18 protein-coding genes are annotated in these 18,825 nt (G+C 64.3%); 4 read left to right on the forward strand and 14 right to left on the reverse strand.

What is annotated here, in order from left to right; all coding sequences use genetic code 11:
- Nucleotides 1–51: 51 nt before the first annotated feature.
- A complete protein-coding gene (locus PRZ03_RS11370; RefSeq protein ID WP_273600398.1) occupies nucleotides 52–957 on the reverse strand; it encodes a hypothetical protein in 906 nt (301 codons plus the stop codon).
- Between the two features lie 127 nt (nucleotides 958–1,084).
- Between PRZ03_RS11370 and PRZ03_RS11375 the strand changes: the two genes are divergently transcribed.
- A complete protein-coding gene (locus PRZ03_RS11375; protein ID WP_273600399.1) occupies nucleotides 1,085–1,438 on the forward strand; it encodes a PspC domain-containing protein in 354 nt (117 codons plus the stop codon).
- A gap of 11 nt (nucleotides 1,439–1,449) precedes the next feature.
- On the opposite strand, the gene PRZ03_RS11380 is transcribed toward PRZ03_RS11375, so the two are convergent.
- From PRZ03_RS11380 to PRZ03_RS11390, 3 genes are read right to left on the reverse strand one after another with little or no spacing between them, the layout of a single operon-like run.
- Nucleotides 1,450–2,154, reverse strand: a complete 705-nt coding sequence (locus PRZ03_RS11380; RefSeq protein WP_273600400.1) for an ABC transporter ATP-binding protein — start codon at nucleotides 2,152–2,154, stop codon at nucleotides 1,450–1,452.
- A 1-nt stretch (nucleotide 2,155) separates the two neighbouring features.
- On the reverse strand, nucleotides 2,156–3,406 hold the full coding sequence (locus PRZ03_RS11385) for an ABC transporter permease (RefSeq protein ID WP_273600401.1): 1,251 nt from the start codon (nucleotides 3,404–3,406) through the stop codon (nucleotides 2,156–2,158).
- 13 nt (nucleotides 3,407–3,419) lie between these two features.
- On the reverse strand, nucleotides 3,420–4,694 hold the full coding sequence (locus tag PRZ03_RS11390) for an efflux RND transporter periplasmic adaptor subunit (RefSeq protein ID WP_263532732.1): 1,275 nt from the start codon (nucleotides 4,692–4,694) through the stop codon (nucleotides 3,420–3,422).
- Between the two features lie 270 nt (nucleotides 4,695–4,964).
- Between PRZ03_RS11390 and gstA the strand changes: the two genes are divergently transcribed.
- Entirely contained in the window at nucleotides 4,965–5,573 is a 609-nt protein-coding gene (gene gstA, locus PRZ03_RS11395; protein ID WP_263532731.1) for a glutathione transferase GstA, read from the forward strand.
- A 64-nt stretch (nucleotides 5,574–5,637) separates the two neighbouring features.
- Here the strand turns inward: gstA and PRZ03_RS11400 are convergent, their stop codons facing one another.
- The 10 genes from PRZ03_RS11400 to PRZ03_RS11445 all read right to left on the reverse strand — a co-directional run bounded on the left by PRZ03_RS11400 (nucleotide 5,638) and on the right by PRZ03_RS11445 (nucleotide 16,766).
- Nucleotides 5,638–6,510, reverse strand: a complete 873-nt coding sequence (locus PRZ03_RS11400) for a phosphate/phosphite/phosphonate ABC transporter substrate-binding protein (protein WP_273600402.1) — start codon at nucleotides 6,508–6,510, stop codon at nucleotides 5,638–5,640.
- A 15-nt stretch (nucleotides 6,511–6,525) separates the two neighbouring features.
- Complete coding sequence (locus tag PRZ03_RS11405) at nucleotides 6,526–8,040, reverse strand: sensor histidine kinase (RefSeq protein ID WP_273600403.1); 1,515 nt, start codon at nucleotides 8,038–8,040, stop codon at nucleotides 6,526–6,528.
- An 81-nt stretch (nucleotides 8,041–8,121) separates the two neighbouring features.
- A complete protein-coding gene (locus PRZ03_RS11410) occupies nucleotides 8,122–10,185 on the reverse strand; it encodes an Ig-like domain-containing protein (RefSeq protein ID WP_273600404.1) in 2,064 nt (687 codons plus the stop codon).
- Between the two features lie 131 nt (nucleotides 10,186–10,316).
- On the reverse strand, nucleotides 10,317–11,504 hold the full coding sequence (locus tag PRZ03_RS11415; RefSeq protein WP_273600405.1) for a GGDEF domain-containing protein: 1,188 nt from the start codon (nucleotides 11,502–11,504) through the stop codon (nucleotides 10,317–10,319).
- A gap of 36 nt (nucleotides 11,505–11,540) precedes the next feature.
- On the reverse strand, nucleotides 11,541–12,215 hold the full coding sequence (locus PRZ03_RS11420; RefSeq protein ID WP_273600406.1) for a nitroreductase family protein: 675 nt from the start codon (nucleotides 12,213–12,215) through the stop codon (nucleotides 11,541–11,543).
- 101 nt (nucleotides 12,216–12,316) lie between these two features.
- Nucleotides 12,317–13,123 (reverse strand): DUF3667 domain-containing protein, encoded by an 807-nt coding sequence (locus tag PRZ03_RS11425; RefSeq protein WP_273600407.1) that lies wholly within the window; start codon nucleotides 13,121–13,123, stop codon nucleotides 12,317–12,319.
- Between the two features lie 257 nt (nucleotides 13,124–13,380).
- Nucleotides 13,381–14,157 (reverse strand): LytR/AlgR family response regulator transcription factor, encoded by a 777-nt coding sequence (locus PRZ03_RS11430; RefSeq protein ID WP_273600408.1) that lies wholly within the window; start codon nucleotides 14,155–14,157, stop codon nucleotides 13,381–13,383.
- Entirely contained in the window at nucleotides 14,154–15,248 is a 1,095-nt protein-coding gene (locus PRZ03_RS11435; protein WP_273600546.1) for a sensor histidine kinase, read from the reverse strand. The genes PRZ03_RS11430 and PRZ03_RS11435 overlap by 4 nt, the downstream gene beginning before the upstream one ends.
- Nucleotides 15,249–15,308: 60 nt before the next feature.
- Nucleotides 15,309–15,719 carry a hypothetical protein gene (locus tag PRZ03_RS11440; RefSeq protein ID WP_273600409.1) on the reverse strand — a complete coding sequence of 137 codons (411 nt, stop codon included), beginning with the start codon at nucleotides 15,717–15,719 and terminating at the stop codon, nucleotides 15,309–15,311.
- A gap of 12 nt (nucleotides 15,720–15,731) precedes the next feature.
- A complete protein-coding gene (locus tag PRZ03_RS11445; RefSeq protein WP_273600410.1) occupies nucleotides 15,732–16,766 on the reverse strand; it encodes a tetratricopeptide repeat protein in 1,035 nt (344 codons plus the stop codon).
- Between the two features lie 285 nt (nucleotides 16,767–17,051).
- Between PRZ03_RS11445 and PRZ03_RS11450 the strand changes: the two genes are divergently transcribed.
- Complete coding sequence (locus tag PRZ03_RS11450) at nucleotides 17,052–18,035, forward strand: extracellular catalytic domain type 1 short-chain-length polyhydroxyalkanoate depolymerase (protein WP_273600411.1); 984 nt, start codon at nucleotides 17,052–17,054, stop codon at nucleotides 18,033–18,035.
- 47 nt (nucleotides 18,036–18,082) lie between these two features.
- Nucleotides 18,083–18,823: a DUF2306 domain-containing protein gene (locus PRZ03_RS11455; RefSeq protein ID WP_273600412.1), complete on the forward strand. Its 741-nt coding sequence runs from the start codon at nucleotides 18,083–18,085 to the stop codon at nucleotides 18,821–18,823.
- The last annotated feature ends 2 nt before the right edge of the window (nucleotides 18,824–18,825 follow it).

Here is an 18,825-nt window from a genome sequence, read left to right on the forward strand (position 1 = left end):
GATTATGGGCAGCGTCGTATGGCGCTGCGAAGGCTAAGCGGCGAATGGCGCTTAGCGGCGTTGAATGGCGGGTGGACTGGGCCGATTAGCGGCAGCCAGCATTGCCTGCTTTGCCAGACTCAGCATCAGCCACATCAGCAGCAGCGGGAACACCAAGGTCTGCATCAAGAAGCTGACGATCAGCCGGATCAAGTCGCTGACGGCGCGGTCCGCCGCCAACTGCATGCGCTCCGCATAGGCGCGCACGTCCGGTAGCGTGGCCGCGTGCTTGAGCCTGTCCAAGGTCGACTCATGGGCTGCTGCGGCGCCTGCTTGGCTGGCGGAAGCGGCTTGGCGCCCTAACTCGCTGGCCGTGTTGGTGATGCCTTGCTGGCTGGATCGGTAGTCTTCGGCCAGCAACTGCTTGAAGGCCAGATCACTGCCCAGGATGGTCAGTGGCACGGTGAATCGCAGCACCAGCAGCCCGATCAACACTGCGCTGGCAAAGCGGGGCAGCGCCCGACCTCGCCAAAGCAGCCCGCTCACGCCCAGCGCAGTCAGCGTCAGCGCTGCGCTGACCCAGGCGTTGCCGCCGACCGAGATCAGCACCTTCTGCACGCCGAAGGACACCGAGGCTGCCAGCATCAGCGTCGAGAACTGCTCGACCAGGTCATTGATCGGGTCGAGCGCTTGGCCGGGCGCCAGCGTCACACCAATACCCAGTGGCTGGAAGGACAGCGTTGTTTCCTGCAAGGTCGAGATCACCGCATTCAGGGTGCGCGCGCTGGCAAAGGTGATCAAGGCACGCTTCAAGCCCGCGTCGACCCGCTCACTTGCCATTGCGTCCAGCTGCGGCAGCCAGGCCAGCGCGGCGCTGGCGAGCAGGGCGGCGATGAGCAGCAGGCGGCGCAGGGCGGGTTTCATCGGCAGCAGCATATCGGCAGAAGCATAAGCGATGACTTCAGCGTCATGGGCCATATTGTGGGAGCACATCTTGTGCTCTGTTGCCAAGTTCAGGCGGGCCAAACTGCAGTTCGTCGCAACTTGCAAACAGCCCGTGCAGGCCTCACGTTAAGCTATGCCCATCACTTTATAGGAGCAAGCAATGTCTGACAGCATCGAGCTGGATAAATTGGCTGAATTGCATCAGCGCGGTGTCTTGACCGCCGAAGAATTCGCGCGCGCCAAAGAGCGTCTCTTGGGCGGTGCGGGGCCTGCCTCGTCGGGGTCAGCGTCGGGCTACCGGGCCACGGGCAACGCCGCAACGGGCGGCATCAATGAGCTGCGGCGCAGCATTGACGACCGCTGGATCGGTGGCGTTTGCGGCGGCATCGCCAAGCTGACCGGCATCGAGTCCTGGCTTTGCCGCTTGCTGCTGACGGTGCTGGCGCTGTTTGCCGGCTCCGGCGTGCTGGTCTACATTTTGTTGTGGATTTTCGTGCCCGAGCAAGAAGCCTGAGCGGCTAGCGCTTAGCCGCTGACCAAGCCGTCTATCACCTGAATCGTGCGGTCGCAGCGCTGCGCCAATTCAGGGTTATGGGTCACGAACAGGATGGCCGTGCCTTGCTCCCGGTTGACGCGGCGCAGTAGTTCGAACACCGCATCGGCGCTTTTGCTGTCGAGGTTGCCGGTGGGTTCATCGGCCAGCAGCAGGGCTGGCTTCATGGCCAGCGCGCGCGCCACGGCCACGCGCTGTTGCTGGCCGCCGCTCAAGTTGCCGGCCATATTGTTTTGCCAAGGCGTCAGCCCGACGCTGGCGATCAGCTCCAAGGCGCGCTGATGCATCTCGGCGTTTGGGAAGCCGGCCGCCCCCAACATCGGCATCATCACGTTTTCCAGCGCGGTGAAAGCGCTGATCAGGTGGTGGTACTGGAACACAAAGCCAATGCTGTGGCCGCGCAGCCGGGTCAGCGCGCGGTCGTCCAACTGGGTGGTTTCTTCGCCGTTGATCGCCAAGCTGCCGCTGCTGGGGCGGTCCAGCAGGCCGACGATATTGAGCAGCGTGCTTTTGCCCGAGCCCGACGGCCCCATCACCGCGCAGAACTCACCCTTGTGCAGGCTCAGATCGATGCCGTGCAGCACCTCGGTGGCGATGGCTGTGCCGGGGTTGAAGACCTTGCGCACGCCTTGCAGCTGCACCACCACCGCCTCGGCGGCCTCGGATGTTGTCGTCATTTCAAGCACGGATGGCCACCACGGGGTCAAGTCTTGCCGCACGCAGGGCCGGCGCAAAAGCGGCGATCAGGCCCGTCAGCGTGGCCAGTAGCAGCGCAGCGCCGAACAGCTTCGGATCGAACTCCAGCGGAAACAGCGGCGTGCCGTCGGCATTGCGTGCATAGATCTGCCACAGCCACAAGGCGAGCGCGCCGACGGCGCTGCCTACCAGCGAGCCGCCCAAGCCCAGCAGCCCGCCTTGCAGCAAGAAGACACGAAGAATTTGCGCTTGCGAAATGCCCATCGCGCGCAGAATGCCGATCTCGCGCGACTTCTGCACCACCACCACCACCAGCACGCTGGCAATGCCAAAGGCCACCGACAGGCCGACGAAAAAGCGTATCGCGGTGTTGGCCGTGGTCTGTGCGCTGACGGCCGAGAAGAATTGAGCGCTGGATTTGATCCAGCTGTCGGCCTGCACGCCGGTGTTGGCCTCGATCGACTGCGCAATCTTTTCGGCCGCGTAGACATCGCGCACCGTCACATCCAGGCTGGTGACGCCGCCGGGCAGACCCAGCAGGCTTTGCGCGGTATGGCGCGCCACAAAGGTGCTGCGTTGGTTGGCGCCTTTGTTGCCGAGGTCGAAGATGCCGATGATGGTCAAGGTGCTGGCGTCTGCGTTGGCCGAGTTGGCGGTCGTGAGGCGCAGCTTGTCGCCGATGTCTACGCCCAGATCGGTGGCCAGATCGGTGCCGATCAAGATGTCGGTGCCGCCCAGATCGGCGCGCCCGCGCACCAGCTTGTCGTTCAGATCAACGATGCGGTAATACAAATCGGGATCGATGCCGTTGACCGAAATCGCCCGGCTGGCGCTGCCGCGCAGCACCAGGGCCGAGCCGCTGGTCAGCGGCGACACCACCAGCACATCCGGCGTGGCGCGCACCTGGGTGGCCACTGCCTGCCATTGGTCGATCGACTTGAGCCGCTGCAGCGGCGGCTGGATGATGGCACCCGGTTGCTCGGTCGGGCTGGCCGGCCGCAGCGCGCGCGTCACCTCTTGGTGCGGCAGCAGCTGAATATGCGCTTGCGCCGTCAACACGCGCCGGATGAAGTTGCCCTGCAGCCCGGACAGCAAGGCCGACATGAACACGATCACCGCCACGCCAATCGCCACACCGATGATGATGAACAAGGTCTGCAGCCGCCCTTCACGCAAAAAGCGCAGCGCGACGATCCACTCGAAAGGCAAGGCGGAGGGCAGGGGACGGGCCATGGCGCTCGGGCCTTCAGCGACCGGCGGGCAGGGCGGCGCTGCCGGGCTTGGCGGTGGGCGCGTCCGCCTTGCTGCGTACCCGGGCGCCGTCCTTCACCGGCTCTGCCGCAAGCACCAGACGATCGCCTTCGGCCAGGCCGTCCAGCAACTCGGCATAGCCGCCGCTGCGCAGGCCCAGGCGCACGTTTTGGCGGCGCGCCCGCCCGTCCTCGCCCACACGCAGCACCCAGGGCGCGGCGCTTTGAGGCTCACGCACGACGGCCAGCGGCAGCAGCAAGGCCTGCGGGCGGCGTGCCACCTCGATGTCCACCGACACCGTCATGTCCTGGCTCAGATAGGGCGGCGGCGCGGGCACATCAAGCTTGACCTCGACCGCGCCGGTCTGCGCGTTCACGCCGGGGTTGATATAGACCAGCTTGGCCGCAAAGCGCTGGTCTGGGAAAGCGTCGGCCGACGCCAGCGCCGGCTGGCCGGGCGCGATCAGGCGCAAATTGCGCTCATCGATGCTCAAGACCAGCTGCGTGCGCCCGGCCGGCGACAGCGTCATCAAGACCTTGCCGGCCTGCACCACATCACCGACCTCCACCTTGCGGCCGATCAGCGTGCCGGCGGCCGGCGCCTTGATGCGGGCGTAGGCGGCACGCGCGGCCGCTGCTTCGGCGCTGGCCCGCGCTTGCGCCAGCGCCGCCTCGGCTAGGGCTGCGTCGCTGCCACTGGGTCGTAGTGCCTCGCTCTGCTTTTGGCTCAAGCGCCATTGCGCTTCCGTCAAGGCCAGCGTGGTGCGAGCCTGCTCCAGGGCGGCCTCGCCAATAAAGCCTTGCTCGAACAAGGCCTGCTGCCGGTTCAGCTGCGATTTGGCATTCGTCAAGCTGGCTTGCGCCTGTCGCAGCTGCTGCTCGGCCACCGGCGCTTGCAGCTCCCCGACCTGGCGCACGCGGGCCAAGGCCTGCTGCACCGCCAACTCGGCCTGGCGCTGGTTGGCGCGCAGCTCGGTGGATTCCAGTTCAATCAGCAAGTCCCCTGCTGCGACCTGGCTGCCCTGTGCGACGGGCACGCGCGCGACGGTGCCGGTGATCTGTGCCGCGATATCGGCGCGGTGCGGCGTCTCCACGCGCCCGCTGGCCACCACCGACTGCACAAAGTCGCGCCGCAGCACCGTGCTCGTCGTGACCTCCGGGCCGCGCCAGCTGCGCCAAGCCAGCGCCGCCAAACCCAGCAGCAAGGCCAGCAATACCAATTGCCACTTCCAACCCAGCGTCTTCAGCCTTGTGGACAGATCAGTTTTCATAGAGGCTTGGTGCTGGGTTTTGCAAAAACATCAATCTACTTTCACGGCTCGGATAGCGTCTTGTCCTGTGTCAATTTTGCACGTTTGAAAATGGGGTCAGGTTCATTTTTTGGGGGGAATTAAATGAACCTGACCCCAATTTCCGAATGAACCTGACCCCAATTTCCGATGTGAGCTTGCTTAGCTCAAACGCGAAAGGGCGACGTCATGCGGGTGAATTCATTTCGGCGTACGCTTGCTCAGTTATTCAACCCGCAAGGAATCCCCGTTATGAAGCTCTATTACAGTCCCGGTGCCTGCTCGCTGTCGCCGCATATTGCCCTGCTTGAAGCGGGCCTGAAGTTTGAGCTGGTGCTGGCCAGTACCAAGTCCAAGAAGCTCGCCGATGGCACCGACTTCTACACCATCAACGCCAAGGGTTCGGTGCCGGTCCTGGAGCTGGACAATGGCGAGCGCCTGACCGAAGGCCCGGCCATCGTCCAATACATTGCCGACCAAGCGCCTGACAAGAACCTGGCGCCGGCCAATGGCACGATGGCGCGTTACCGCCTGCAGGAATGGTTGAACTTCATCACCTCCGAGTTGCACAAGGGCTTTTCGCCGCTGTTCAACCCCGCCACGACCGAAGAGTACAAGCCGCAGGTGCGGGCCAAGCTGGCCGAGCGCTTTGCCTGGGTCAATGAGCAGCTCGAAGGCAAGCAGTTCCTGATGGGTGAGCAGTTCAGCGTGGCCGACGCCTATCTGTTTGTGGTCAGCAACTGGGGTCAATACGTGGGCGTGGATGTTGCCGGCTACCCGAATCTGGTGGCCTTCCGCGCCCGTGTCGCGGCGCGCCCGGCGGTGATCGCCGCGATGAAGGCCGAGGGCCTGCTGAAGTAAGCCGCTAGTCGCCTGCCACCCATTGAACAAAACGCGCTGCGGCGCGTTTTTTTTTGAATTGCCTTCAAGCCGCCCCGCGCTGCTTGTAAAACTCCACCACCAGCGGATCCACGCTGGCCAACTCGGCGTCGGTCAAGGTGACCAAGCCATCATGTTGAGCGGCCTTGAGCATGGCTTGGCCCTCGGGTGTGGCCGGGAAGGCCAGCAGGGCTTGTTTGAGGCGCCCGAGTTGCGGCCGCAGGCGTGGATGTGCCATATAGGCCATGGGCGTGAGCCCCTTGGGTGCGCGCAGCAGCACCCGAAAGCGCCCGCTCAGCTCAGCCGGCAAGATGCCCAAGGTGGAAGCCGAACCGACGGCGGCCGCCGCGTCGCCCTTGAGCATGCGCTGCACGGCATTGCGCTGGGTGCCGGCCACCAGCAGTTTGAAATCACGCCCCGGCACCAAGCCTTGGTCGCGCATCTCGCGCAGGGCGATCAGCGCATGCACGGCAAATGGGTCGGCCATCAAGACCGCTTGCTGCTGCAGGTCTTGCAAGCGCTTGATCGGGCTGTCCAGCGGCACGATCAGCAGCGGCTCCAGCGGCGCAGTCGCGCGCACCAGGGGCAAGAAACCCGCTTCGCGGTGCAGGATGCGCGCGACATGGGGTGAAGCGCCGACCAGGTCAAACTCGCCGCGCCGGGCGCGCTCGATGAACTGCTCAAAGTCCGGCGCCGAGGCCAGGCGGCTGGGTTTGCTCAAAGTTCGCTCGAACAAGTTCACGACCGGCTCATACAGGCGCACCAACTGTTGCACCGGCAGGTAGGGCACCATGCCAAAGACGATGGGGCTAGGGTCGCTGCTGGCGCTGCTCTGAGCGAAAACGCTGCTGCCAGCGCTGAAGGCCGCCAGCCAAGCCAAGCAGTTGCGGCGATGTAAATACCGTGGGTCAACAGGCATTGCCCTAGCTCCGATTCACATGGGCCTGGCCGGCGCGGCCAAGGGGATGTTGATATTGAAACAGCAGCCTTGGCCAGGCGCGCTGCGCACGCTGATGTGACCACCCAAGAGGCCTCCGACCATATTGCGCACGATGGACAGGCCCAGGCCCGAGCCACCCTGGCCCAGCTTGGTCGTGAAGAAGGGCTCGAAGATGCGTGTCTGCAACTCGACCGTCATGCCCTGGCCGTCATCACGTACCTGCAGTTCGACCCGCTCGCCCAGTTGTTGGGCGCTGATCTGCACCAGCCCGCCCAATTGGCCGTTGAAAGCATGGCGCTCGGCGTTTTGAATCAAGTTGCCTATCACCTGATCGAGCGGCCCGGGATAACTGTCCAGCTCGATGCCATGCGGTACCAACAGCTCGACCCGCGTTTGGCTGCGCTTGAGCCCGGGGCCAAAGCTCAAGACCAAATCCTCCAAAACCTCGCGCAGATCGAACTTGCGGCGATGCTGGCTGCTGTCATCGACGGCCACGCGCTTGAAGCTGCTGATCAAGCCCGCTGCCTTTTGCGTCGCGCGCAAGACCAAGCCGGCCATCTGCTCGCCGCTGTGCAGCGCTTCGCTCAGGCCCCGGCGCGAGACCTGCTGTGCTTGCACCAGCTGCGCGGTGTCTTTCATCAGGCTTTGTAGTGATGAGGCGGCCGTCACCGCGTTGCCGATCGGCGTGTTGAGCTCATGCGAGATGCCTGCCACCAAGGCGCCCAGCGAGGCCAGCTTTTGCGCTTCGACCAATTCGTCCTGGGTTTGACACAGGCGGGCAAGGGTTTGTTCCAGATGTTCGGTGCGCTGCGCAACGCGCTGCTCCAGCGCCTCATTGGCCTGCTGCAAAGACAGCTCGGCGGCCTGCTGCGCCTTGAAACGCTCGGACAGCGCACTCGACATTTGGTTGAAAGCGCCGGCCAGTTGCGCCAGCTCGTTGCTGCCGCTCGCCTCGATCTGCACATTGGGTTCGCCGGCGGCCATGCGGTCGGCACCCTCGCGCAAGGCCTCCAGCCGCTTGGTGAGCAGGCGCGCTACCAGCACTTGCGAGGCGGCGGCCAGCAGCAGCGTGCCCAGGCACAGCGCCAGCAACTGCCACTGCACCTGCTGGGCTGCCTGGCGTTCGCCGGTGCGGGCGATGCCAAAGCTGGCCTGGCCGTAGACTCGTGCGCCCATGCGCAGATCGCGCACAAAGCCCTGTGCATCGCTGCCTTGCGCCGGCCCTACGCTGGCGAGCTTGGTGCCTCGCGCATCGCTGATTTGCACGTAACTGAAGTCGCCGCGCTGCACCAGGGCCTGGGCCAATTCTTCGATCGAGGCCAGGTCGGACTCGGCCAACATCGGCGCCAGCGATGCCGACAGCAGCGAGGCGCTGCGTTCTCCGGCGCGGGCGGTTTCTTGCGCCATGGCGCCCGCGACGATCCAGCGCGCGGCCACCAAGATGACCAGCGTGGCGATCGAAAACACCACCGCAGTGGTCAACACGAGCTGCTGTCGGAGAGTGTGCATGGGGCGTTAGGTCAGGCTTCCGGGCCTGAGCATAAACGTATTTCTAGGGCCTGCCGCGATCACGGCCCAGGCCTCCCCTGCTTACTGCGTCGGCAAGGCGTAGCGGGTGTAGTAACGCCGCCCGGCCGAGTCTTGTGCGCCGAGCCAGACCTCGGCAGAGACGGTGGCGGAGTTGGGCAGAGCAACCGGTGTCAGCGTCAAGGTGGTGAGCGGTGCATTCGGTGGCTCGGTGTCGACGAACAAGGGCAAGATCCAGCCGACCAACAAGACCCGCACGCTGATCAAGCGCATATCGGGGTTGGCGGCCGCCCAAGCGGCGAAGTTGATCGTCAAGCCGGCCCGGATGGCCTCGGCCGTCAGCGGCTTGCCGCTGCTCAAGCCGTCGATGGCGGGGAAGCGTGCCGTCGGGGCGTCCGTCGGCACATCCGCCGGCAAATAGGCGACCCGGGTTTCGGCCAAGGGCTTGTCATCCAGCGTGAAGCTGGCGGTGTATTTGGCGCCGCGCTGGCTTTCGGCGCTGCCCAGCCAGCCCAGGGCCGACTGCTTGAGGACCAGCTCGGTGATGCTGCCGGTGGGCTTGACCGAGGTGGCGCCCGGTGTATCGGACAGACACAAGAGCTTGCGGCTGCAATAGGCAAAGGGAATGCTGTAGCCACTCTGCAGCTGCACGGTGGCGGTGTCCATGAGCTTGGTCGGCGTGGCCGTCGTGCTCTGACCTTGAATGGCGACTTGGATGCCGACCCAGGGGTTGGGGGCGGAGCCGGCCGCGCCTGCCGCAATGGCCGCTCCGTCGTTGCCCAAGTGGATCACGCTGACCGGGTAGACGTTGACGGCAAAGCCCTTGCCATTGCCGACCAGGCCCCATTGGCCCGGCGTGGTGGCATTGGCACCCTTGGTGAAGGAAACGGCATCGCTGAACTGGGCCAGCAAAGCGCCGCTGGCATCGCTGACATTGGCCGACACCAGCACCTTTTTGCACAGACCCACCAGCAGTGCGTCATCGGCGCAGCCGGTCACCATGAAGCGGCCCAGTTGGCCCTTTTTGATTGCGAAGTCGGCCAGCTTGGCGGCGATGGCGTCCTTGTCGCCGCTGTTGTGCTGGGTGTAGGCGCTCAGCTGGGCGGCCGCTTTGAAGTCAGCGGCGGTCTTGCCCTGCGAGATCAAGGCGTTCAGACCCTTGGCCAACTCGTCCAGCAGGGGCAGATTGTCCAGCGTCGCCTTGGCGGTCGAGGCCAGCTTCAGCGTCGAGGTGATGGCCGTGGCCGGCGTACCGCCGGTGGTTTTGAGCAACTCGGTTTGCGCCGCAGCCAAGCTCACCTGAACCTCGGGGGTGGGGCTGGTGCTGAGCTTGTTGCTGATCAGCAGTTGCTCGACGCCCTTGTTGTTCTTGCTCAGCTGTACGCGCAAGGATTCCAGCAGCAGATCTTGCGCGCTCTTGTCGGCCGCAAAGCTGGCATCGCCGAGCAGGTCCAGCGCAGCCGCGTTGGTGAACTTGAGGTCGCTGAGCTGGGTTTTGATCATGCTCTTGACGAACTCGCCGGCCGCGCTGGCGGCCGAAGCTGCGGGCGCGGCCATCGCCGCCGCGCTGGCCGCCGAGCTGGCAAACACCGGCTGCGGGTCGCTGCCCAAGGCCAGGGCCACGATGGCATTGCTGAGCGGCGTGATATTGGCCGTCATGGCCGGCTTGGCCGCGTCCATGATGGGGACGGCCGAATGCAACACCTGCGGGTTGCCGGCCGCGTCAATGCCGCTGACTTGCACCAGCAGCGGCGCCTTCAAGACCTTGTTGCTGAGGCTCAGGCTGTAGGAGCCGTCGCTGGGGCGGGTGCTGGCTGAGCCGACGACCGCACCGTTGCCGTCCATCACCTTGACCTGGGCATTGGTCAGGGGCGCTCCCAGAGCCGCGACACCGTTGAGCGTGGGCGTCACGGTGAAGGTCGTGACGCCAGGGGGCGTGGTGCCGGGATTCGTGTTGCCGCCGCTGTCGGCGCTACCACCCCCGCCGCCGCAGGCGCTCAGCGTCAGGGCGCAAAGCAGGCTCAATGCCAAGGCGGGCGCGGCCCCAAGCAGCGAAATGCCCGCCTTGAAGCTGCGCCGCACGCTGCGGCCCGGCAAACTGGACGCGGAGGGGAAGGGGCTGTGCATGGCGAGGGTCTGTGGAGCGTTAGTTCCCGTGATGATAGGGTGGCCCCAAATTGACAAAGCGCCGATGAGCCGGGGCTTTCGGCCGGTTATCGCGCCCCGGCAGACGGCGATTCAAGCCGCCTCACTGCACCTCAATAGGCCCGCTCGACCCGGTTGCGGCCCTCGCGTTTGGCCTTGTATAGCGCGGCGTCGGCGCGGCCGAGCAGGTCGTCGACGGCTTCATCCTGGCTGCGCGGCATCGCAATGCCAATGCTGACCGTGCATTGGATGGCGCCGGCTTCGGTGCTGAAGATCTCGTCGGCGACGCTTAGGCGCAGGCGCTCGGCCAGCTTGACCGCGTCCTCGGCGCTGACCTCTTGCCAGACCACCGCAAACTCCTCCCCGCCCATGCGCACGGCCAGATCATTGGGCCGCACATGGCTGAGCAGCAGTCTGCCCAGGCCGCGCAGCACGGCGTCGCCGGCGGCGTGACCGTGGCGATCATTGATGTCTTTGAAGTGATCAAAATCAATCATCGCGACCACCATGCCGAGCTCGGCCTTGTCGCCGGCGCCGCGTTGACGCAGGCGGCCGACGCGGTTCTTCAGGCCGCGCCGGTTGAGCAGGCCGGTCAAGGGGTCGATCTCTATCATCGACCAGAGGCTGCGTTGCAGCTCGCTATTGAGCAGCAGTAGCACGGCGAAGGCCTGGGCAATCAGCAAGGCGATGAAAACCAGCAGCCATACGCTGTTGGTGGCGACGGCATGCTCCGACGAGCCTGCAAAACCCGGCGTTGAGGTGAGGGCGCGCAGGGCGTGGGCCGCCACCGACAGGCCCAGCACGAGCAGCATCAAGCTCAGCGCAAAGCCCCCCTGGACGCGCCAAGCACGGAAAATGTGCCGCAGTGCGAAGCAGCGCAGCAAGGCGCTGGCGCTCAAGGTCAAAGACAGCGAGACCCAAAGCGGCTGACCCAGGGTCAAGGCGCTCACCGAGCCCAACGCGACCAAGCCGGCGAACAAGGCCGCAGGCTGCCAGCGCAGCGGCAGACCCAGGAAGGCGCGCACCCCCAGCAACACCAAAACGCTGGACAGCACGCCGCCGATATGGCCGACCGTCATGGTCAGCAGACTGGGGGGCGCCACGGCCAGCAGCCAGCTGCGTACAAGCTGGGCCAGCGCGACGCTGGCAAAGGCGCCTGCCCAAAACCACATGCCGTAACGGCCCCGCGTTCCCCAGGCGCCGCCAACCGTGACCAACATCATCAGGGTTGCCACCATCTGGTAGACGGTCAGCAGGGTGGGGACATCCAGCGCGGGAAAGTGGAAGGGTGTCGGCAGCATGGGCGGCTATTGTGCATGCGCCCAAGCCCTCAGCCTCTAGAGCCAGGTGCTGATCGCCTCCAGCGGCTTTTTGATGCCGCCATGCACGGGCACCAGGCAGCCGGGCTTGGGATAGCCCACCACCAACAAGATGACCGGCTTCTCGGCGTCGGGGCGGCCACACAGCTTGCTCAAGAAACCCATCGGGCTGGGCGTGTGGGTCAGGGTGGCCAGGCCGGCGTCATGCAGAGCGCTGATCAAGAAGCCGGTGGCGATGCCGACCGACTCGGGCACGTAGTAATGGCTGAAGCGCTCGCCGTTTTCATCGATGCCGTATTTCTGCGCAAAGATCGCGATCAAGACCGGCGCTTCTTCCAGAAAAGGCTTGCTGGCGTCGGTGCCCAGCGGCGCCAGCGCGCGCAGCCATTCCTCGGGCGCGCGTCCGCTGTAGAAGCTGCGTTCTTCCTCCTCGGCAGCGGCGCGAATCTGCGCCTTGCGCTGAGCATCGGTGATGACAACGAAATGCCAGGGCTGTTGATTGGCGCCCGATGGTGCGGTGCCGGCGGCAAGCAGGCATTGCTCGATCACTGCGCGGTCGACGGGCCGGCTGTCATAGTCGCGTACGGTACGGCGGCGCAGCAGGTTTTGATAGTTGCTGCGGGCGTGATCCAGCATGGTGGTGCAGGGCAGTTCGCGGTAGCCACTCAAGGGCTCCATCGTGGGGGCAGGCATTGTGTGCATGAGAGGGCAATCGGTAGATTGGGGTGCGGCGCGAGCATAACGCCGACATGTGACGCATCACATCGGGCCTGACCCCAGGTCACAGCGCGGGTTCATTGCAGGCCGGGCAGCCAGGCCGCAATCCTGTAGATGATCATTTCCTGCAGCTGGTTCATCAGCGCAAAGCCAAACAGGCAGGCTGCCACTACCCGCAGCAGCGTCCAGGGTTTGAACCCCAGCCAAGCCAGGTAGTAGGCGATGGAGATCAGCAGCAACATCGCATCGGTGATGATTTGCAGCCGCAGCATGGGCATCTGTGCCCATTGGCCCAGGCCGCTGACAACCAAGTCCAACAACATGGCCATGGCGATGCCGTACAGGCCGACCGCCCAAGCCTCGGCGACGGTGAAGCCCTGCTTCGGGAACAGCAAGCGGAGCAAACCGGCGCTGGGTAGCGTGAAGACCAGCATCCAATAAGGCATTGAAAGGCTTAGCCACAAATTGAGTTGGGCATAGAGCGCACTGCGTGCCGGCGACAGGCTGCCCCTGACCTGCTGCAGCAACTTGACCCGATAGGCGTCGAAGTAGGCGTCGCCGTAAAAATGACTCAGCAGCACACAGAGCGTGGCAATGGCGACCAAAAACGGCAGCGGATGGGTGTAGCGCAGGCGCTGGCCCTGCATAAAGGCTTTGAACACTACCTGCGGCTGCCAGCACAGATGCCCGACCGTGCGTTTGAGGCTCTTTTCGACATGCAGCACCCGCTCGGTAAAGTCCTGCCACATGCCGGGCAGCGTCAGCGGCAGGCGTGGTGCCTTGATGCCACAGGCATGGCAGAACGGACCTTGCAGCGGTGTTGCACAGGAGCGGCAAGTCAAGCTCGCGATAGCTTGTGAGCCGCTTGCGGTGTCGTGGGGCATGGGTCGAGTCCAGTTCGGCTGCGGGAGCATTCTCGGCAGATCGAACCATAACATCCACGTCCGGCTGAGCCCCGGCAGCGAACGGCATGCAATAGGCAAGAGCCTGCATTTCCTTGCAAGCGAGGGATTGACGACGGTGTTGGAGTCCGCTTCGTTTGAATCGATCAGCGGACTTGGAAGGCATTTCCGGGCACAGGGCCGCCGATGAAGAAAGCCTGAAATAGGAACTTCAGCAGCAACGCTCGGCAGGCCGGGGCCTACATCTCCTTGAAGAACTGCAAATAGCTGCGGCTCACCGGCAGGCGCTCGCTGCGGCCCTTGAGTTCGATGTCGGCGGTCTCGTTGTCGCCCCGAGTAACGCGGCGAATCGAGCGAAGATTGACGACGACCGAGCGATGCACCTGGGCAAACTGCTGCGGGTCGAGTTGCGCGACCAAGTCTTTCAGAGGCATCCGTATCAAGGCTTCGGCGGCCTGTCCCTCGTCTCGGTAGGCGACCAGCGTGTATTTGGTGTCGCTCTTCAGGTAATCGATATCGTCAACCGGAATCATCCGCAAGGAGCTGCCGACCGTCGCGCGTACCCAGCGCATCGGCTCCGGCTGGTCGAGCTTGAGCCGCTCGGCCAATTGCGCCAACAAGGCCTCGGTGTGCACGGCCGGTTGCGCTGTTTGCAAGCGCGCTTGCAGCCGCGTCACCGTCTCGGCCAAGCGCGCGGCGGTGACGGGCTTGACGAGATAGTCCAGCACGCCATGCTCAAAAGCATCCAAGGCGTACTGATCAAAGGCGGTCACGAACACCAGATGTGAGCGCTTGCCGATTTGTCGCGCCACCTCGATGCCGCTCAAGCCCGGCATATGCACGTCCAGAAAGCAAATCAAAGGCTGGTGTTGCTCGAACAGCTCAAGCGCTTGCCGGCCATTGCGCGCTTGCGCGACGATTTTCAACTCCGGCCAGGCGGCGGCCAAGCGCGCTTCCAGGATCTCGCGCAGCAGCGGTTCGTCGTCGGCAATCAGGGCGGTGATGTTTGTGCTCATTTCGGCTCGATCTTGAATTCAATGCTAACTTGCACGCCATGCGGCTCCACCTCGCTCAAGTCCAGCGTCGCGCTGCCGCCATAGGCCCAATGCAGGCGTTCGCGCAAGGCCACTAGGCCGGTGCCCAGGCCTCGCCCGGTTGCCTGCAGGCCGACGCCGGTGTCGGTGACCGTCAAGCGGCAGCGACCGTCTCCTAGCAACTCGGCGCTGACATCAATGCGGCCGCCTTCTTCGCTTGGGTCTATGCCATGCTGAACGGCATTTTCCACCAGGGTCAACAGCGTCATTGGCGGGCAGCGCAAGAGATGCACGCCGCTGCCGACATGCAGGTCAAAGGCGAGGCGGTCGGGCATGCGCATCTGCATCAGCTCCAGATAGGCTCGCACCAGCTCCAACTCCTGGCCTAGCGTATTGGCCGAACCATCCAGCCGGGGCACGGCGGCGCGCAGATAAGACGTTAGGCTTTGCAGCAGCTGCGGCGCGCGCGGTGAGCCGGCTTCCACCAGCGCCTGCACATTGGCCAGGGTGTTGAACAAAAAATGCGGCTGTGCTTGCGCGCTGAGCAGGCGCATGCGGGCGTCGAGCGCCTGGCGGGCCATTTCGCTGCGCTCCAGTTCGAAGTCGATCGCTTGTTCTTCCACTTTGGCCTCACGTTGGCGTAAGAGGGCGGTTAGCGCGGTCCAAGGGGCCACCAGCATGCCGGAGAGGCTCATCAGCATGAAGCCAAAGAGCCGCTTCTCCTCCTTCCAGAATTCCGGCGCACCCGCGTCGGTGCCGAGTTTGTAGAAGAGAAACACCGTGACCGGCACCACCAAGCCGACCGCCGCCACCTGCAGCGCCCAGCGCGCCAGCCAACTCGGCAATCGGCGTGGCCATTGCTCAGTCAGACCGAAGGCCAGCAGCACCACCAAGCCGGTGCCGAACACCCGCATCGGCAAACGAAAAGTCAAGCTCGCGTAGGTGAGGTTGAGCAAAAGAGTCAGCAGGGTGCAGATGATGACGACGGTGCGCACGCGGCGCCAGCCGAACAGGGCTCGCCAGTCTGGCTGCGGCATCGGAGGGCTGAGTTGGGCATTGGCGGTGGAATGCATCACGGCAGAATACTCGAGTGAATGGTGGGCAGGTCGAGACGGTGGTCGCCGCAGTGGCGACTAACGCCAGCGCTGAGCGGGCTTGCGGAAGTAGTGGTGCACGATATAGCGCCACGGCAGCACCAGCGGCGTCAGCACCACCCCGGCCAAGCAGGCATAGAAGGACCCTTCGACGCCCGGCGTGACCGCCCCGCTCAGCCACAGCGGGTAGGCGATGGCCAAGATCCAGAGGATTTTCCAGATCAGCTCAAAAATCAGCAGCGGCAACATCTGCAAGGGGTAGCGCAGCCCCCAGACACAGAATATGGCCAGGCCGATCAACATCGCGCCCAACTCACCCCGGCGCTGCGCCCAAAGGTCGGTGTGCTGCAGCATGCTCGGGCCCCAACTGCTTGCCAGCCCCACCGTGATCAGCAAATAGAAGGCGCGCAACAGATTCAGGCGCCAGAGTGGAAGGTCTTGATCGCTCATTGGAATTCCCCTTCAGCCGAGCTTGGCCAGGCTCTTGCGAGCGTCTTCGACATTGGCCGGGTTGGCCCGCTTGTTGGCGATGAAGCGCTCATAGGCCGCCTTGGCCTGCGCCTTGTCGCCCTTGGCCAGATAGGCGTCACCGAGGCGGTGGTCGACGGGCAATTCGTCGGCGCCGTTCAGCGTCCTGGCCCGCTCCAGGTATCGAATCGCCTCGTCCATTTGGCCTTGCGCGGCGTAGACCCGGCTGAGCCCATAGGCGCCGCTGGCTTTTGTGGGTTGATCGCGCAGCAGGCCCTCGTACAGACTCTTGGCCTTGGCCAAATCCTTGTTGTCCTTCAAATAGATCCGCGCCAATTGCATGGTGGCTTCGCGCAGCTCGTCCTGCATGGCGCCATCCTTGCTCGGCTTGACGCCCAGCAGCTCGCTCTCCATCTCGGCCCATTTCTTGTCTTCGGCGGCAATATTGACGCGGATGATGCGCGCCGTTTCGGGCTGGCTGCTGCGCACGGCGGCCTCCAGCTCCTTGGCCTTGGACACGCTGCCGCCCATCATGCCGGGCACGGTCAGATAGAGCTTGGCCAGTTGCACCCGGGCCGTGAAACTGCTGGGGTCCAACTCCAGCGCGCGGATCCAGGACTCTTTCAAGGTCCCCACATTGCGCATGGCTTTGGCCATGCCCATATTGATCATCTGCAAACCGAGGCTCTGCGCCGAGGCCACATGGCAAACCGCCACGTTCGGGTGCTGCTCGACGCACAGTTTGGCCTGCTTGGCGCCGGCCTCGAGGCGCTTGCCGTCGCCGGCGTCGCTGAAGCTCAAGGCCAAGGACAAAGCCGCGCTGGCCTCGGCATCGGCGGCGTTGGCCTTCAAGCGTGTCTGCGCCAGTTGTTCCAGTTCGACAAACTTGCCGGCATCTTGCAGCGACTCCAGCTGCGCATCTTTGAAGACGGCGGCCTGGGCCATGCTCAAGGCACTGAGCAAGGTCAGAGCGGCGATAGCGCTGGTGATGCTGCGGCGGGCGGGATGGGGGGCGAAATGGGTTTTCATGGTCGGGTTCCCGGTAGAGTGGGTGGTCAAATTTCTAAGGACAGGGCCATTGTGTTGAGCCGCCGGCTCGTCCACGCCGGCTCTCGGACGAGCGACGAGGCGCAGGCTTTCAGGCACGATGCGGCGGGACGAGCGGCGCCTTTAGGCCGAAAGGTCGCAGCCGGCGTCATTGGTCGTGGTCAGGCGTCGCTCGTCCGCGCAAGGGCGTCACCGATCCGGCATGGCTTGGCCGCGACCGGTCTACAAGGGCACAGTCGGCCCCGTTGTTACACAGAAAGCCTTGTCATGAAAAAAGTTCTGCGAGTCCTGCTGCGAGGCTTCTTGGGCCTAATTGCCCTGTTGCTCGTGCTGGCCGGCCTGTTCGCCTACTTTCTTTACACACCTGATCCGGAACTGCCGCAGCTGTCCGGCAGCTTGGCCAAGGGCGAGATCGACGTGGCCGGCGTCAAGCGCGGCTACCGGACCTATGTGCCTAAGGACTTGCCCAAAGGCGCGCCGCTGGTCTTGGTGATGCATGGCTCGGGTGAAGGCCCCGGCCGAATCCGCGTCGGCACCGGCTATGCCTTCGAGCGCCTGGCCGATCAGCATGGCTTCGCCCTCGTCTACCCCAAGTCCTTCGCCTCCGACTGGAACGACTGCAGCCGCATCGGTGACAAAGAGATGAACGGCGTCAGAGGCGACGATGTGGGCTACTTGGCCGCTCTGGTCGATAAGCTAGTCGCCGAACTGTCGCTTGACCCGGCGCGCGTGTTTGCGACCGGCGTTTCCAACGGCGGCTCGATGGCGCTGCGTTTGGCGCTGGAGCAACCGAGCCGCTACAAGGCGGTGGCCGCCGTGGTCGCCAATGTGCCGGCGCCTGATAACTTCCAATGCCAGCCGGCGGCGCAAAAGACCACCTCGGTGATGATCATGAACGGCAGCGAAGACCCGCTGGTGCCCTATGCCGGCGGCGAGATCAGTCTGCTGGGCCTGTTCTACAAGGGCGGCCCGATTGTTTCCTCACGTGCTTCGGCGCAGTATTTTGCCGATTGGGCGCAGCTGGTCGGCGCACCCCAGACCAGCGATAACGCCGTCGCCGAGGGTGTGCGTGTCGAGCAGAACCGCTGGCGTCAGGATGGCAAGGCCGAGGTCGAGCTGGTGACGATTCATGGCGGTGGCCACGGCCTGCCACAGCCTTACTCGAAGCGCCCGCGATTGCTGGGCCCGTCACCGATGGCGCCCGACGGCCCGGCCATGATCTGGGCCTTCTTCGAGCGCCAGCCCAAGTAAATAGCGCAACAGACGCAATCCCCTGAATTACGGAGTTATCAAAGAAAATGACCGTCCTCTACATCGCTCCCGAGAGTTCTCCCCTGGTTCACGCCGCCGCTGCGGCGGTGCTCTACCTGCACATCGGCGCCGGCAGCGTCGGCATCTTGTCCGGCGCGGCCGCCTTTGTTTTTCGCAAGGGCACGCCGCTGCACCGCCTGATCGGCAAGATCTTTGTCATCTCGATGCTGATCATGTCCGGCATCGGCGCCGTCGTCGCACCCTTCCTGCCGACCCCCGAGCGCGCCTCGGTGATTGCCGGCATTTTGACCTTTTATCTGGTCTTGAGCTCCTGGATGACGGTCAAGCACAAGCCCGGCCAGATCGGGCGCTTCGACCATGGATTGCTGACTATCTCCTTGAGCGTGGTCGCCGCCAGCGCCTATTTGTTCTGGCTGGCCATGCAAAACCCGCGCGGCATGCTGGACGGCCAGCCAGGTGCGGCCTTTGTGATGTTCATCATCATCGGCAGCCTGGCCGCCGTGGGCGACTTGCGCATGATTTTGCAGCGTGGTGTCACTGGCGCCACCCGCCTGGCCCGCCATCTTTGGCGCATGACGGTGGCCTTGTTCATCGCGGCCAATTCGCTCTTCCTGGGGCAGCAGCAGGTCTTCCCGAAGGCGGTGCAAAAGTCCGGCCTGCTGAATGTCCCGGCATTGCTGATTTTGGGCTTGCTGCTGTTCTGGCTCGGCCATGTGGCCTGGGGTGCGCACAAACGCAAGCGCGTTCGCCGGCTACAGGCCGCGTAAGG

Origin of the sequence: Roseateles albus, from assembly GCF_028595345.1 — a bacterium.
Lineage (GTDB): Bacteria > Pseudomonadota > Gammaproteobacteria > Burkholderiales > Burkholderiaceae_C > Paucibacter_A > Paucibacter_A albus.